The sequence below is a fragment of the Mycobacterium sp. UNC410CL29Cvi84 genome (assembly GCF_000686745.1).
Classification (GTDB): domain Bacteria; phylum Actinomycetota; class Actinomycetes; order Mycobacteriales; family Mycobacteriaceae; genus Mycobacterium; species Mycobacterium mucogenicum_B.
In genome coordinates this window covers 169,051-184,137 of the sequence record NZ_JMLM01000002.1, presented here as the reverse complement: position 1 = coordinate 184,137, position 15,087 = coordinate 169,051, and the positions used below count along the sequence as shown (strand labels likewise).

Below are 15,087 nucleotides of genomic sequence, written 5' to 3'. Positions count from 1 at the left end.
TTTGATAGAGATCAGTACTGCGTGCGAGCCTGCCGTCGTGCAGATGCATCCCGACCAGTTGTCAGTGTCCGTGAAGACAGTGCGGGTGTTGATTGCTGGACAGTTCCCGCAGTGGGCAGGTCTATCCGTTCGGCCCGTGGTCGGCGCCGGCACCACGAATGCGATTTTCCGCATCGGCGGGGAGATGGCGGCGCGCTTTCCCTTAACGCCGAGCGGCGACGTCGATATGCGAGAACCGCTGCGGCTAAAGGCATCCGCCGCTGACGAACTCGGCAGTCAGACACGATTCCCCATCCCAAGGCCACTCGCGATCGGCGAACCGGGTGCAGGCTATCCACTTGCCTGGTCGATCTACTCCTGGCTACCAGGAGACACCGCAACCGCTGACAGCTGCGCGGAATCTGATTTCTTTGCAAGAGATCTGGGTGATTTCATACAGTCTGTGCGTTCAATCGGTACCCGCGGCCGGACCCACGACGGGCACGGTCGCGGAGGTGTCTTGCTAGCCCACGACCAGTGGGTCCAGGAATGCCTCGCCAACAGCACCGAATTGCTCGACGTCCCCAAGTTGAGCTCGATCTGGAAACACCTGCGCGAACTTCCGCGTGGCGACAGCCCCGACGTGATGAGCCACTGTGACCTCATTCCCCCCAACATGCTGACCACGAACGGGCACCTCGTCGGAATCCTTGACACCAGCGGTTTCAAAGCCGCAGATCCCGCCCTGGACCTGGTCAGCGCATGGCATCTGCTTGACAGTCAGCGGCGCGAACAACTCAAAATCCAACTGCGATGCAACGACGCGGAATGGCAACGTGGATGCGGATGGGCATTCCAACAAGCAATTGGAGCAGTCTGGTACTACGCGGCGAGCAACCCAATCATGAGCACCAATTGCCGCCGCACCCTCGAACGAATAGTCGCCCACATGGACGGCCACTCCGGTTAGCGCTCCGACAGCGAAAGTCGCGCTGTCATCGCAACGTAGACAGAACTTGACCGTGACGTGCCTACTGGCCGATGAGGTCGAGGGCATCGAATCGGTGCTCGGCCCACAGGCGACGGGACGGTTCCTCGGGGTACGGCTCGGTGGTCGGTTCGGCGTTGTAGACGCGGGTGAGTCTTGCGTGCGAATCGTAGTGGGGCCAGCCAGGATTGCCGCGGGCGGCGAAGTTCACGCATTCGGTGCGCATGTCACTGGATATACGCCCGAGTTCGATGTTGGCGTTCCGGTGCGCTGAGCGATGATTTGTCACATCGTCGGTCCCGAGAGTGCCGAAGACCAGCAAGGTGGCCAGCCCGTGGGAGGCTCGTTCGTCTTGGTTGAAGCTCCAGCACAGTTCGAACAGCCACGCCGCTCCTTGGCCTGCGTGTTGGGCCTCGGCGAGCTGTTGGCTGGGCATGCGGAAGAGCCAGTCGGCGTTGACGATTTCATACAGCTCGGCTGACGACGCATCCGGGTAGGCGGCGCGATATCCGTTGGCCCCGTGTGGTTTTGGGGCGAGTCGCTGCAGGGTTGTCGTCAGCTGCGCGTCGGTCATGTGTTTGTCGCGCCAGGTATTGAACAGCGAGTATTCGTCGCGGGTGTGCCCGACCAGTAGTTCGACACTGCGGGCAGCGCCGCCAGCCAGCGCACGCCACGGCACTTCAGGCAGTGCCGCACCGTCGACCACCGGCGAGAAAGGTGTCGGGGTGAGAGCCATGGGACCCCACGAGTCGGCGAATTTGGGCATCTTTTCCAGAACTACCTGGCTGGCCTCTACTAGTGCGTGGGGCGGAATGGTGTCGAGTTCCACCCGGGTGGCTCGCGTACCGAGTTCAGCTGCAATCTCAGCGGAGACAGTGGCGGCGAGACGTTCGGTGAAGAAGGTGCCGGGCACGCTGTGTGCTACGGCGCGGCGAAACAATCCGGCCGCGATCGGCATCGCGAGCAGTGCCGCGACACTTCCAGCGCCGGCGGATTCACCGAAGACGGTGACGTTGCCCGGGTCTCCGCCGAAGGCGGCCACATTGTCCTTCACCCACCGCAGCGCAGCGATCTGATCAAGAAGCCCACGGTTGTTCGGGCAGCCGCCGATCAGAGCGAAACCCTCCACACCGACGCGGTAGTTCATGCTGACCATCACAACGCCTGCCTTGGCCAGCACCGCGCCGTCTTGGTGCGGATTGGCAGTGCCGCCCACCATGTATCTACCGCCGTGAATCCATACCAGTACCGGCAACCCGGAAGCGCTGAGATCCGGCGACCACACATTGAGCGTCAACCACTGTGCGTCTTCGTCGCCGGTCGCGTCGATGACAGTGGACATTCCTGGCTGCGGAACCGGCGGCCCGAATCGCAGTGCGTCGCGCACACCGTCCCACGGCTGCGCGGGCGCAGGCGCCTGAAATCGCCGCGGACCAACGGGCGGCTGGGCGTAGGGAATTCCACGAAAAACCGCAACTGCGGACTCCCACTGTCCACGCACCACACCCGCCGTCGTGCGAACTTCGGGATCGACGCCCACCCCTTGATCCCACCACAGTCCTGCAGGGCGTAGTGCTGTCGTGGCGCAACAACTATCTGGGCCGTCGACGATGACCGCGATCGGATCACGCAGCCCACTCGCCACATGGCACGGGGTCGGACGCTGACTTATCATCAGCATCTGCGGCAAACTACCGAGGCGGCGACAAGGTGGAACAGAAGCGGCACTACGTGGCCATCGGCCGCGGAGAAGGTCTGGTCGCCCGATTCGGTGACGTACTGACATATGTGGCCGACGGCGCCAGAGCCCGCCCGCTTCTGCGCGTGCTGACCACCGTCGCGCCGCCGGCATTGCCCCAGGCGCTCGCCGCGCTCGCGTACGGGCCGGAATCCGACACGGTGCCGCCCTTCGGCGCGCTGGTACCGGCCGGCGACTGCCTGCACCTCATCGTGCGCGGCGACGTGATCGCCGACGTCGAGGCCGGGGGCGGTCAGCAGCGCCTCAGCAGCGGCGGCCGGCCGTTGGTCGATGAGCCCGTCGCCTCCTGGTTCGACCGGATCACAATCTGCGGCACCACAACGACATTCGTGCCCTGCGCGGACACCGATCTGGTCGCCGGCGTGGTGCCCGGCGGCGGCTTCGTACTGCAGTCGCGACTGGCGCGGTCCACCGCCCAGCACGCACCACAGCCGGCGCCCGCGACCACGCGCGCCCGTCCCGTCACCGGCAACCTGACCGCCGACGACGGCGCCGTGTACCCGTTGGACCGCGCGTACATCATCGGCCGCAATCCGATGATCGACCCCGCGGTGGTGAGCGGGGCGGCGTCGCCGATCAGCCTGCCCGACGATCCGCAGGTGTCGCGCGTGCACGCGTATGTCACGGTCAACGGCGGCATGGTCCTGGTCCGCGACGCGCAGACCGTCGGCGGCACGCACATCGCGTCGCCGGGAGACCAGACCTGGACGCAGATCGGCGACCAGCCCGTCGAGTTGCTCCCCGGCTGCTACCTGCGGATCGGCCAGAAGATCCTCACCTACCAGGTGCCGGCCCAGAGTCAGTAGGCAAGCCTTTCGGTGTCGGACAGAATGTCCCAGTTCCCCGTCCGCAACACCCCCAGTGCCACCGGACCGACACGTCGCTGCTCGCGGACCGCTTTCTGTGCGGCCGCGAGGTCGGCCGGATGGTGCCCCAGCACCGTCGCCCCGACCGCGCGGCCCTTCGACACCACCAGCCTGCGATAGGACGGCACCGCCGGCCGGTCGATGACGACCACCTCGTCGCCGGCGCCGGGATCCACCGGGCCGATCGAAAACAGCTCCAGTTCAACACCTTTGAGGATGGTCGGTGGGGTCTCGACCGGCACCGTCCGGTCACCGCCGAGCGCGTTCACCGCCGCCGCCTCGGCCTGTTCGGTGGCCACCGGCCACAGGCCGAGCACCCGGCCGCCGTGCTCGGCCACGTCGCCGGCGGCGTAGACGCCGGGCACGCGGGTCTGCATGCGATCGTCGACCAGCACGCCCTTACCGACGGGAAGTCCTGCGTCCCTGGCCAATTCGATGTTGGGCCGGATACCGGTGGCGGCCAGGAACAGCTCGCACGACAGGATCCGGCCGTCCTTGAACCGCACGCCCGTGACGGCGGGGTCGCCGCGCACTTCCGCCGTTTCCGCCTTGTGCGCGATGGTGATTCCCGCGCGGGCGAAATGCTCGGCCACGAGCTGCGAGCAGCGCGCGTCGATCTGTTTGCTCAGCAGCCGGGTACCGCGTTCCAGCACCGTCACGTGCAGCCCCAGCTGATGCAGGCAGTACGCGGCCTCGAGCCCCAGGAGCCCACCGCCGGCCACCACTGCGTGTCGGGCCCGCCGTTCCTGCACGTAAGCGCGGATCCGCATCGCATCGGCAGCCGAGCGCAGCACGACGCTTCCGGGCCGGTTCAGTCCGGGAATGTCAGGGACCGAGGCGCTGGACCCCATCGCCAGGATCAGCCTGTCGTAGGGCAGCGTCTCGCCGGTGCCCAGGCGTACCACCCGCGAGCGCAGATGGATGCCGGATGCCCACGTGTTCAGCCAGGCGGTGACACCGTGGTCGTCGTACCACTGCTCGGGCAGCAGGTACAGCCCCTGCATCGCCGACCGGCCGTACACCAGGCGCGAGATGCCCATCCGGTTGTACAGACCGTGTGGTTCGGCTCCCACCAAATGGATTTCGCAGTCAGGGTGGCCGCGGCGCAGGAAGTCCGCGGCCGTCACGCCCGCGATGCCGTTGCCGATCACCACGATGCTGACGATCGAGCGGTCGTAGCCGACGGGCCTGCTCGCGGTGGTGTCGGCGCGCTCAGGTGTCAGCGACACCGTGACGTCGCCACCTTGGATCCGGGCGCAGCACGCCATCCGGCTGGACTTGCCGAGACCCAGCCGGTTCAGCGTCTTGAGCTCGTCGGCCTCTGCCGGCGACAGACAGCTCATGCCGTCGACGATCGACACGGGGTCGGCGCCGCACACCCCCATCCGGCAGCCCGCCTCGATCGGCTGTCCACTGCTTTCCGCGACGTCGAGCAGACTCATGCCGATGTCGGCCCCGACCGGCTCGGCATCTGATTCGAAACGCACTCGCACCGCGGCGGTTTCGCCGCCGGCGCCGTCCGCGCGCGCCGGCACCTTCGGCTGGTTCAGCAGCACCGGTTCGGGCCGCGCTCCGGTGACGTACGCGAATTGCAGCTCACTGACCCGGGTTCGGGCCAGCCACCACAGCGTCAACACACCGATTGCCGAGGTGATCAGCCACCGCAACCAGGGGGCGTCGAGACCGGTGATCTGTCGCACCGAGTCGACGATGATGGGACCGGAGAACCAGTAGTACGCGTTGATCGCCACCGCGGCGAAGATCGCCGTCACCATCGCCTGGCTCAGCGGTGTGACCGCCTGCAGCACATAGCAGAGCCCGACGCTCACCAACACGAAAAGCGCCAGCACACCGTACTTTTCGGTCGTCGTTCCGCCCTGCTGGGCATGCACCGTGAAGAACCCGATGATGAATCCCGGTAACGCGGCGGCGAACAACACGCGCGGCGCACTCCATCGCGGTTCGGGGTCGGCCATGTCGGCCTGCCAGGCCGCCCGGGGCTTGAAGTCGTAACAGTTCTTGGCGCAGCCCAGGCAGGACTCACAGTGACTGTTCGGCGAGGTGACGTACGGCGTCTGCCCGTACGTGCGCTGCAGCGGTAGCAGCGGGCAGATGCTGGAACACCAGCCGCTCTTGCCTTTGAGCAGGAACCCACCGGCGAACGCCGACGCGATGATCACGGCCAGCACCACGCCCATCGCCGGTCCGCTGCGGTCCAGGCCGGCCAGCCGCGCTCCCGCGATGCCGAAGAACAGGGCGGCGGCGATCAGGAAACTGTTGCGCGTCCACCAGCCGGGCGCGGTAGCGGCCCGGCTGAACCCGGCCACCCGAGGCAGTTGATTCGACGCCGAGAGCGGGCAGATGTTGCGCCACACACCGGGCGCGATGAAGAACAACGCCGGCCACAGCGGCACGATCACGCGGAAGAAGACGAAGAGACCCGCGGCCGGCCGGACGAACAGCGTCACCACCACCGCGAGATACGCCAGCACGCTACCGACCCGGACTGCGAGCCAGACCTGGCGCGAAATCTTGTGTGGCAGTTCGGTGTACGACGGGAACAGGTCCCGGGTTCCGGTCGGATCGATGCCCAGGGCCCGCTCGGCCAGCCGCAGCCCCGCCGGCCGGACCTCGGCTGTCGCAGCCGCCGGGACCGGGACATCGACGAGCTTGATCACCTGCATCGTCCGCGTGGGGTCGTGGGCGGCCGCGGCGACCGGCGCCGGCTCCCCGCTCGACAGTTTCGGGGCGTGTACGACGATGATTTCGGTGCGGCCCAGCCGGATCACGTCGCCGGTCGACAGCGTGCCCCGTCCGGTCAGTGGCACCCCGTTGACGGTGCTGCCGTTGCTGCTGCCGAGGTCGACGACCGACAGCGCCGTCGGGGTCGGAACCAGGCGCAGATGGCGGCGGGACACCTCATTGTCGGCGAGGTTGACGCCATCACACTCGCGGCCGAACTGCACCGGCCTGCTGAGCGTCATGCGGCGGGCCGGCCGGCCCCATTCGCGGATCTCGATCACCGGCGGCTCGGCCATGGTCAGCTCCCCGAGAACTCGTCACCACGCAGCGCCCGGATGATCTGGGCGAAATCGCTGGTGGTCAGCTTAAGTCGGTCGGCCTCGGTCTGCTGTGCGATCCGCGCTTTCCGGCGCGCAGCCGTCAGTCGCCGGTGCGGATGAACTTGTCGGTGAAATCGCCGCCCTTGCATTCGCCGCCCGTCGACGTATTGGTGCCGCGGCCTTCCAGCGTCGGAATCGGATCCTGAAGGTCGGTCGGCAGCGGATATTCAGCGCTGATCTTCACGTGCGTGGTCCCGCCGAGCGCGCACGGGACGGTCCCTTCCTCCGTGCGGGTCCACTTGCCGCCGGCGAAGATCAACGTGACCACGCCGTCCACCGCGTGGAACGCGCTGATGCACCGATCCCCGGTGCGCAAGCACTGCGTGCGCACCTGCAAATCGGCCGCACCGGGGCCGAAGCCGCCGACCGTGTACACGATGTTCTCGTGGTAGCGGCCGTGCAGTGTCGAGGCTGGCGACGTGGTGCGCGGCGGCAGGCCGGCGGGGTCGGCCACGGCGCTCAACTCGCCGTCACCGGTGCGGGTGAACGTGACGGTCCGTTTCATGCTGCTGCACCCGTTGACGGCGCTTCGTGTGGTCTCACCTGCCAAGGTGCCGTCGGGCTTGGGGGTCAAGGTGAAGACCACCCAGACTTCGGTGGGCGCCTCGTTGGGTGCGTCGGTGCATTTCACGGCCCCGGTGCCGACGGCCACCCAGTCACCGGATACCTGGTCGAACGTCATGTTCGACACCACGGGCACGGCGCTCTTGCCGGTGTACGACGCGTTGGCGATGCAGCCGTTGGCGCCGCACGACGACCGCACGTCCCACTGACCCGTGATCGCCGGCCCGCCGGGAATCGCCGTGCCCTGCAGATCGGTGGCCGGACCGTATTCGGCGCGGTACCTGCCGCTGAAGCCGTTGCCTGCCGGGGCGGCGGTCGGGCTCGACGCCGCGGGCTTCGCGGTGGGGCGATCGTCCCGTCCCAGCAGCTTCACTCCGGCGAACACGCCACCGGCGACGACGAGCAGTGCGATCACCGCCAGGACCGCGATGAGCACACCGGAGCGTGACGACCGCGCCGGTGGCGCGGGGAACGCTTGCGGCGGGTTCGGAAGCGGCGGGGCGTACCCCGTGGGCGGTGGCGGCACCGGCGCGGCCAGGGTCGGCTGATTGCGAAAATCGTTGGACACCATCGGTATCGGCTGCCGCGACTGCTGCTCAAGGGCGTGCGCGAACTCCCCGCAGCTGGCGAAACGGGCCGCGGGCGACTTTGACATGGCACGGGCCAGGACCGGATCCAGGCCGCGAAGTTCGGGGCGGTGCTCCCCCAGCGACGGCGCCGGTGCGGTGACGTGTTTGGTGATGACCACCGCCGGATTGCTGTCCGCGTACGGCGGATTCCCGGTCAGGAGCTGGAATGCCGTGCAGGCCAACGCATATTGATCGGTGCGGCCGTCCATCCCCTCGCCCCGGAGCTGCTCGGGTGCCGCGTACGCGACCGTTCCCACCGCCATGTTGGTCGCGGTCAGCCCCGCCGAGTCGTTCATCGGCCGGGCGATCCCGAAGTCGGCGAGGTAGATGCGGGACGTCTCGGCGTCCAGCAAGATGTTGGCCGGCTTCACATCTCGGTGCAGTAGTCCGCGCCGGTGCGCGTGGTCGAGTGCCGACGCCACGGCCTGGATGATCGGTAGCGCCACCTCGGGCGGCATGCCGGCGGGATAGTGCTCACGCAGCAGCTGCGCGGCATCGGTCCCGGCCACGTAGTCCATCGAAATCCAGAGCTGGCCGTCGCACTCGCCCCGGTCATGGACGCCGAGGATGTTGGGATGTGACAGCGTGGACACCAGGTCCGCTTCGCGCAGGAACCGCGGTCCGTACTCCGGATCGGACGTCAGATCGGCCGACAGCACCTTCACCGCATCCAGCCGCGGCAGCCGCGGATGCGAAGCGAGGTACACGCTGCCCATTCCGCCCGCGCCCAATTTCCGCCGGATGGTGTATCCGGCGAAAACCTGACCCTCGGTGAGCAACACGGGCAAATCGTAGGCCCGCCGTGGGGCCCGCGCAGGCAACGTCGACAAATCCGCCCAGCGGACCAGTGTGGTCCGTCGCGGTCGCGATCTCGATACAGTCCGACGATGCACGCCGACGCGCTGAACCGTCTTGCCGATGTGCTGCCCGACGGCGCGCTGATCACCGATCCCGACATCATCGAGCGCTACCGCCGCGATTCGGCGGCCGACCCGAACGCCGGCACCCCGCTCGCCGTGGTGCGTCCCTCCGGTACCGCGGACGTGCAGCAGGTGTTGCGGTGGGCCGCCGAACATCGCATCGCCGTGGTACCGCGCGGCGCCGGATCGGGCCTGTCCGGCGGGGCCGACGCCGTCGACGGCTGCGTGGTGCTCAGCACCGAACGGATGCGGGACGTCCGGATCGATCCGGCCACCCGGACTGCGGTGGTGCAGCCGGGCCTGACCAACACCGAGGTCAAGCGCGCGGCTGCCGAACACGGTCTGTGGTACCCGCCGGACCCGTCGTCCATCGACATCTCGTCGATCGGCGGCAATGCCGCGACCAACGCGGGCGGCCTGTGCTGCGTGAAGTACGGCGTCACCGGTGATTATGTGCTCGGCATGGAGGTCGTGCTGGCCGACGGCACGGCGTTGCGGCTGGGTGGTCCGTTACTGAAAGACGTTGCGGGACTGTCGTTGACGAAACTGTTCATCGGCTCCGAGGGCATTCTGGGGGTCATCACCGAGCTCACGCTGCGGTTGATCCCGGCACAGCCGCCCGCGTCGACCGTGGTGGCCCTGTTCGACTCCGTCGAGGATGCCGCCAACGCGGTGGTCGCCATCACCGGCGAAATCCAGCCGGCGATGCTGGAATTCATGGACCACGCGAGCATCAACGCCGCCGAGGACCACATGCGGATGGGCCTGGACCGGTCGGCCCGGGCGATGTTGTTGATGCAGTCCGACGCGCCGGGGGCCGCGGCGGAAGAAGTGGCGACGATCGTGCGCAACTGCGAGAAGTGCGGTGCCACCGAAGTTTTCGCCACCGATGATCCGGCCGAGGGCGCCGCGTTCACCGCCGCCCGCCGCGGCATGTTCGGCGCGGTCGAGAAGCTCGGCAGCTTGCTGCTCGAGGACGTGGGCGTCCCGATACCGCAGCTGCCCGCGTTGGTCACCGGGGTCGAGGACATCGCCGATACCTGCGACGTGCAGATCTACATGGTGGCGCACGCCGGCGACGGCAACACCCACCCGATCATCGTGTACGACCCCACCGACCCCGACGCCACCGACCGCGCCCAGCGCGCCTTCGCCCGCATCATGGAGCTGGCCATCGGGCTCGGCGGCACCATCACCGGCGAGCACGGCGTGGGGCGGCTCAAACGGGACTGGCTACCCACTCAGCTGGGGGACGACGCCATGGCGCTGACCCGGCGCATCAAAGACGCTCTGGATCCGCACGGCATCCTCAACCCCGGTGCGGTGCTGCGCTAGTCACCTCGACATGGGCCCGGACCCGGCCGGCCTCGTCGCACCAGCCCTTGCCCGCGGCGTATGCCAGCATCCCGGCGAGGTTCTGCCGCCATTCGTCGTCATCGCCCCGGCCGGCCAGTTCGGTCAGCACGTCCGGCGCGATCCAGGCGTGCTCGGGCACTTCGATGACCACCTTGAAGGCCGTGAAGTCGTCCGGTTCACGCACCTCGACGGCCGGTGGGACCTGGGTGGGGTCGACGTGCAGGTACATTCGCGCTCCTTCGTTGACGGGCGCTGCCGATTGTGGGCGGGACCACTGTTCGCGGACGGCGTCTGTCCCACCCCGTGGGGCGAAAAGTCGATCTCACGTGCGCGTCGCCTGGCGGTAACCAACGATCCGTACAGTCGCTGGCATGTCCGAAGCACCCACGAGCCCCGCCGAGCAGACCTTCCGGGATCTGCTCACCGCGGCCATCACGCGGGGAGACCGGCCGCCACCTACCACGATTCTGGGCCCGACCTGCTGGATTGCGCTCGACGCACTGGCCCGCGAGCACCCGGACGCCACGCCCGAACGCGTCGTCGCCGCGTACGACGCGTTCGCGATCGAGCACCAGGGCACGGACCGAACCGAGATCGACGACGAGGCCGAGGTCGATCTCACGACCGCGCGGGCCGCCGAATACGCCGCCATCGACGCGCTGGTGGCGCAGCTGACCATCACCTACCCGAACATCGACCCTCGGACCGTGACGGCCGTCGTACGCCGTATTCACGCCGATTTCCACGATCACGCGGTGCGGGACTTCATCCCACTCTTCGTCGAGCAGGCCGCGCACCGGAAACTCGCCTAGACCGACCGGCTTCGGCAGCGGCATCGCCCTGGCAAGGTAGTGGCCGTGTCCACTCAGCTGACCGACGAAGAGGCCCTGCTTGTCGAGACCGTGCGCGCCTTCATCGACCGTGACGTCAAGCCCACGGTGCGCGACGTCGAACACGCCAATACGTACCCGGAGGCGTGGATCGAGCAGATGAAGCAGATCGGCATCTACGGGCTGGCCATCCCCGAGGAGTACGGCGGTTCGCCGGTGTCGATGCCGTGTTATGTCGAAGTGACGCAGGAACTCTCGCGCGGCTGGATGAGCCTCGCCGGCGCCATGGGCGGTCACACCGTGGTGGCCAAGCTGATCGGTCTGTTCGGCACCGAGGAGCAGAAGCAGACGTATCTGCCGCGCCTGGCCACCGGCGAACTGCGCGCGACCATGGCGCTCACCGAACCGGGCGGTGGCTCGGACCTGCAGAACATGTCGACCACTGCCCGCCGGGACGGCACCGACCTGGTGATCAACGGGTCCAAGACGTGGATCAGCAACGCGCGCCGCTCGGGGCTGATCGCGCTGCTGTGCAAGACCGATCCCACCGCCGAGCCAAGGCACAAAGGCATTTCGGTCGTACTCGTCGAGCACGGTCCCGGGCTGACGGTCTCACGCGATCTGCCCAAGCTGGGCTACAAGGGCGTCGAATCTTGCGAGCTGACGTTCGACGGCTACCGCACGCCCGCGTCGTCGATCCTCGGTGGCGAGCCCGGCAAGGGTTTCGGCCAGATGATGAAAGGCCTTGAGACAGGCCGGATTCAGGTCGCCTCACGCGCGCTCGGCGTCGCCACCGCGGCGTTGGAGGACGCGCTCAAGTACGCCCAGGAACGTGAGAGCTTCGGCCGGCCGATCTGGCAGCACCAGTCGGTCGGCAATTACCTGGCGGACATGGCCACCAAACTCACCGCGGCGCGCCAGCTGACGCGGTATGCCGCCGAACGCTACGACAGTGGCGAGCGCTGCGACATGGAAGCCGGCATGGCCAAGCTGTTCGCGTCCGAAATCGCCATGGAGATCGCGCTCAACGCGGTCCGAATCCACGGTGGTTACGGCTATTCCACCGAATACGACGTCGAACGCTACTTCCGCGACGCCCCGCTGATGATCGTCGGCGAAGGCACCAACGAAATCCAGCGCAACGTCATCGCCGCGCAATTGGTCGCCCGCGGTGGGCTGTGATGGATAAGGGACGCGCCGGCAACGTCATCGGGTTCGTCCTCGCCGCGGCCGTAGTCGGCGCACTGACCGGTCTGGCGGCAGGCAGCTTCCGGGTACTGCTCGATTACGCGACGCAGTGGCGCGCCGCGCTGTCGCACTGGTCCCACGGAAGTTGGTGGGGCCCTGTCGTCGTCGTGGCCATCTGCGCCGTCTGCACCGCGCTGGCGGCATCGCTGGTCCGCCGCGTCGAACCGTTCGCCGAGGGCAGCGGTATCCCGCGCGTCGAGGCGGTCGTCGCCGGCCGCGCCGAGCCGGGCCGGTTCAGAATCCTGCCGGTCAAGTACGTCGGTGGACTGCTGGCCCTCGGCTCCGGCCTCGCCCTCGGACGCGAGGGGCCGTCGGTGCAGATGGGCGGGTCGATCGCCATCATCGTCGCCTCGGCGACACGGCGCCCGCAAGCTGATCTGCGCATCCTCGCCGCCGCCGGCGCGGCCGCCGGCCTGGCCACCGCGTTCAACGCGCCGATCGCCGGCGGGGTGTTCGTCCTGGAGGAGCTCGTCAAGCGCTTCGACCCGCGCACCACCGTCGCCACGCTGGTCGCCTCCGCGTCCGGGTTCATGGCGGCCTACCCGTTCGTCCGCTCGGGCAGTGAATTCCAGGTGCCGGCGCTGGCCGATCCGCAGCTGGCCGACTCCGGGTGGGTACTGGCCGTCGGCGTGCTCACCGGTGTGCTGGGCGTGCTCTACAACAAGGCCATCATGTTCGGCCTGCGCAGCGCCGATACCAGCCGCCGGCCCGTCGAGGTCCGCGCCGCTCTCATCGGCGCCGCCGTCGGGGTGCTGGTGTGGTACTCCCCCAACCTCGCGGGCGGCGGGGACCACCTCACCCAGGAGGCGCTGCTAGGTCACGGAGCCATCGGCGCCGTCACCGCGGTGCTGGTGCTGCGATTCGTCCTGGGTGTGGTGTCGTATGCCGCGGGCACCCCGGGCGGTCTGTTCGCGCCGATGCTGGTCCTCGGCGCCGACGTCGGGCTGATCGTCGGACTGATCGCGACCCACGTCGCGCCGCAGTCGGCGCCCGCCCCGGCCGCACTCGCCCTCATCGGCATGGCGGCGTTCTTCACCGCCACGGTCCAGGCGCCGGTGACGGGCCTCATCCTCGCCACCGAACTCACCGGCAGCACGAATCAGCTGCCACCCATGCTCGGTGCGTGCGCGACGGCACTGCTGGTCGCCATCGCGCTCGGCTCGCGACCCATCTACGACCTGCTCACCGACCGGGCGGCCGCCGCGGCCGCGAAAACGTAGCTCAACGCAGGTTTCCGGCGTATCTGCTTGCCAGGGCGCCGATTTCGATGAGCCACAGCAGGGTGTCGCGGGCGGTTTCCTCGAACGGCCGGGCGATGATGCCGAGGTCCTCGGTGGTCGGCGACGTGTCGAAGCGGGTGTCCCGCTCGGCGAGCTCGACGGTCTCGACGTCCGCGGGGAGATGGACGCTGCCAGGCAACGCCTTGTTGAGCAGCTCCACGAAGCGACTGAAGGGCTTGGCCACGAAGAACGGCGTGGTCACGAACGGCAGCCACCGTCCGGTGATCTTGTGCAACGTGCCGTGCATCAGGTCTCCGGTGAGATGATGACCGGGCACCACATAGCGGCGCGGACCTTTACCCCGCACCATGCACGCGGCGACGACGTCGGCGGCGTCACGGACGTCGACGTAGTGGGCCCCACCTGTCGGCCACACGGGAAGCCAGCCCTTCACGATCCAGGTGAACAGCTCGACCTGCGTCCCCAGGTACGGGTCGTGCGGCCCCAACACGCCACCGGGATACACCGACACCACGGGCGCACCCGTCGACTGCAACGCCCGAATCTGTTCCTCTGATTCACGTTTCGACCTGGCGTACGGCCGGTCGACGTCACCCAGTGGCAGGTCGGGTCCGCCGCCGTCGCGACACGTGAGGGCCACCGTCGACGAGATGTGCACGATGGGGTCGAGACCGCGTTCCACCGCACCACCCACGACCAATTCCGTTGCGCGCAGATTGGTTCGGGTGATCTCGGCGGCTCGCCGCGCGTCGAGGCTGAACACGGCAGCCGCGTGCACGACGGCGTCCACACCGTCGAGTCCGGCGGCTACCACCTCAGGGTCCAGCACATCACCGACGACGATGTCGTGCACCGAAACACCCAGCGGTTCAAGAGATATCGGTACTTGCTCCGCCCGGCGAACCAGCATCCGCACATCGTGTCCGTCACGGATCAGCGCGGTTACGATATGCGCACCGACAAAGCCCGTCCCCCCGGTCACCAGAACCTTCATCTTCCGTCCTTCCCAGGGACTCGTCGGCCATTGTCGGTATGGCGCCGACCCTGCAATGGCCGCTGGGCCGCGTCGCCGCCCGCACCCTATCGCCGACCCGCGGTTATTCGCTGGAAAACCGGATCACGCTTCGGCGTCACTATCGGCACTGTCTCCGGTGACGACCTCTTTGAGCTTGTCGACCGCGTGCCGGCCGATGTCGACGGAGTTCTGGACAATCCCGGAAATACCTTCTGTTACATCACCTCTGATGATATCCGCAGCGTTGTCGACGATGTCCGACGCCTTCTCGACCGAATGCGCCGCAACGTCCCGCACCGCGTTGAACGAGTCCTTGGGGTTCAGTGGCATCGCGGTCTCCTCCGGTGGGCGGTTAGCCAAGACGGTAGACCTCGGCGCAAGAAGAAACTCCCGTATCCGAGAACGCGTCCACCACAACGTCGACGGTCTCCTCGGGCCGTACCTGATGTACCTGCGCCGGCTCTCCACTGACGACACTGAGCTTGTGTGTCACATCTTGGCGAAATTTGGCACACCAGTTCAGTCTCGTCGGTACTGGATGCCGGCTGTTGAACGCCTTGGCATCCAACG

General features: G+C 67.7%; 12 protein-coding genes. 6 read left to right on the top strand and 6 right to left on the bottom strand.

Annotated elements, in window-relative coordinates:
• Positions 1–43 precede the first annotated feature (43 nt).
• Positions 44–949, top strand: coding sequence for an aminoglycoside phosphotransferase family protein (locus BR47_RS0104500; RefSeq protein WP_036426787.1), 906 nt, complete (start codon positions 44–46; stop codon positions 947–949).
• A 61-nt stretch (positions 950–1,010) separates the two neighbouring features.
• On the opposite strand, the gene BR47_RS0104495 is transcribed toward BR47_RS0104500, so the two are convergent.
• Positions 1,011–2,507, bottom strand: coding sequence for a carboxylesterase/lipase family protein (locus tag BR47_RS0104495; protein ID WP_051634612.1), 1,497 nt, complete (start codon positions 2,505–2,507; stop codon positions 1,011–1,013).
• A 170-nt stretch (positions 2,508–2,677) separates the two neighbouring features.
• On the opposite strand from BR47_RS0104495, the gene BR47_RS0104490 reads away from it, so the two are divergent.
• Positions 2,678–3,532, top strand: a complete 855-nt coding sequence (locus BR47_RS0104490) for an FHA domain-containing protein (protein WP_029118725.1) — start codon at positions 2,678–2,680, stop codon at positions 3,530–3,532.
• Here the strand turns inward: BR47_RS0104490 and BR47_RS0104485 are convergent.
• Together BR47_RS0104485 and BR47_RS0104480 are read right to left on the bottom strand one after the other, a co-directional pair.
• Positions 3,526–6,630, bottom strand: coding sequence for an FAD-dependent oxidoreductase (locus BR47_RS0104485; RefSeq protein WP_029118724.1), 3,105 nt, complete (start codon positions 6,628–6,630; stop codon positions 3,526–3,528). The genes BR47_RS0104490 and BR47_RS0104485 overlap by 7 nt on opposite strands.
• Before the next feature lie 124 nt (positions 6,631–6,754).
• Complete coding sequence (locus tag BR47_RS0104480) at positions 6,755–8,689, bottom strand: serine/threonine-protein kinase (RefSeq protein WP_051634611.1); 1,935 nt, start codon at positions 8,687–8,689, stop codon at positions 6,755–6,757.
• Between the two features lie 105 nt (positions 8,690–8,794).
• Here BR47_RS0104480 and BR47_RS0104475 point away from each other — a divergent pair, with 105 nt between their 5' ends.
• Positions 8,795–10,162 carry an FAD-binding oxidoreductase gene (locus BR47_RS0104475; protein WP_029118722.1) on the top strand — a complete coding sequence of 456 codons (1,368 nt, stop codon included), beginning with the start codon at positions 8,795–8,797 and terminating at the stop codon, positions 10,160–10,162.
• On the opposite strand, the gene BR47_RS29720 is transcribed toward BR47_RS0104475, so the two are convergent.
• The gene (locus BR47_RS29720; RefSeq protein WP_036426707.1) at positions 10,137–10,412 is read right to left on the bottom strand and encodes a hypothetical protein; all 276 of its coding nucleotides are present in this window, start codon (positions 10,410–10,412) and stop codon (positions 10,137–10,139) included. The genes BR47_RS0104475 and BR47_RS29720 overlap by 26 nt on opposite strands.
• A gap of 142 nt (positions 10,413–10,554) precedes the next feature.
• Here BR47_RS29720 and BR47_RS0104465 point away from each other — a divergent pair, with 142 nt between their 5' ends.
• From BR47_RS0104465 to BR47_RS0104455, 3 genes are read left to right on the top strand one after another with little or no spacing between them, the layout of a single operon-like run.
• The gene (locus BR47_RS0104465; RefSeq protein WP_029118721.1) at positions 10,555–10,995 is read left to right on the top strand and encodes a three-helix bundle dimerization domain-containing protein; all 441 of its coding nucleotides are present in this window, start codon (positions 10,555–10,557) and stop codon (positions 10,993–10,995) included.
• Positions 10,996–11,040: 45 nt separating this feature from the next.
• Entirely contained in the window at positions 11,041–12,195 is a 1,155-nt protein-coding gene (locus BR47_RS0104460; RefSeq protein WP_029118720.1) for an acyl-CoA dehydrogenase family protein, read from the top strand.
• The gene (locus BR47_RS0104455; RefSeq protein WP_020100090.1) at positions 12,195–13,481 is read left to right on the top strand and encodes a ClC family H(+)/Cl(-) exchange transporter; all 1,287 of its coding nucleotides are present in this window, start codon (positions 12,195–12,197) and stop codon (positions 13,479–13,481) included. Before BR47_RS0104460 ends, BR47_RS0104455 begins: the two co-directional genes overlap by 1 nt.
• A 1-nt stretch (position 13,482) precedes the next feature.
• Here BR47_RS0104455 and BR47_RS0104450 read toward each other — a convergent pair whose 3' ends face one another.
• Both BR47_RS0104450 and BR47_RS0104445 read right to left on the bottom strand, forming a co-directional pair.
• A complete protein-coding gene (locus tag BR47_RS0104450; protein ID WP_020100089.1) occupies positions 13,483–14,496 on the bottom strand; it encodes an NAD-dependent epimerase/dehydratase family protein in 1,014 nt (337 codons plus the stop codon).
• A 123-nt stretch (positions 14,497–14,619) separates the two neighbouring features.
• Complete coding sequence (locus BR47_RS0104445; protein WP_020100088.1) at positions 14,620–14,847, bottom strand: Rv1893 family protein; 228 nt, start codon at positions 14,845–14,847, stop codon at positions 14,620–14,622.
• Positions 14,848–15,087 lie beyond the last annotated feature (240 nt).

Excerpts from the sequence above, each read along its gene's own strand:
- BR47_RS0104500 (WP_036426787.1), top strand. The coding sequence starts at position 44 with ATGCATCCCGACCAGTTGTCAGTGTCCGTGAAGACAGTGCGGGTGTTG.
- BR47_RS0104485 (WP_029118724.1), bottom strand. The coding sequence starts at position 6,630 with ATGGCCGAGCCGCCGGTGATCGAGATCCGCGAATGGGGCCGGCCGGCC.
- BR47_RS0104475 (WP_029118722.1), top strand. The coding sequence starts at position 8,795 with ATGCACGCCGACGCGCTGAACCGTCTTGCCGATGTGCTGCCCGACGGC.
- BR47_RS29720 (WP_036426707.1), bottom strand. The coding sequence starts at position 10,412 with ATGTACCTGCACGTCGACCCCACCCAGGTCCCACCGGCCGTCGAGGTG.
- BR47_RS0104465 (WP_029118721.1), top strand. The coding sequence starts at position 10,555 with ATGTCCGAAGCACCCACGAGCCCCGCCGAGCAGACCTTCCGGGATCTG.
- BR47_RS0104455 (WP_020100090.1), top strand. The coding sequence starts at position 12,195 with ATGGATAAGGGACGCGCCGGCAACGTCATCGGGTTCGTCCTCGCCGCG.
- BR47_RS0104450 (WP_020100089.1), bottom strand. The coding sequence starts at position 14,496 with ATGAAGGTTCTGGTGACCGGGGGGACGGGCTTTGTCGGTGCGCATATC.
- BR47_RS0104445 (WP_020100088.1), bottom strand. The coding sequence starts at position 14,847 with ATGCCACTGAACCCCAAGGACTCGTTCAACGCGGTGCGGGACGTTGCG.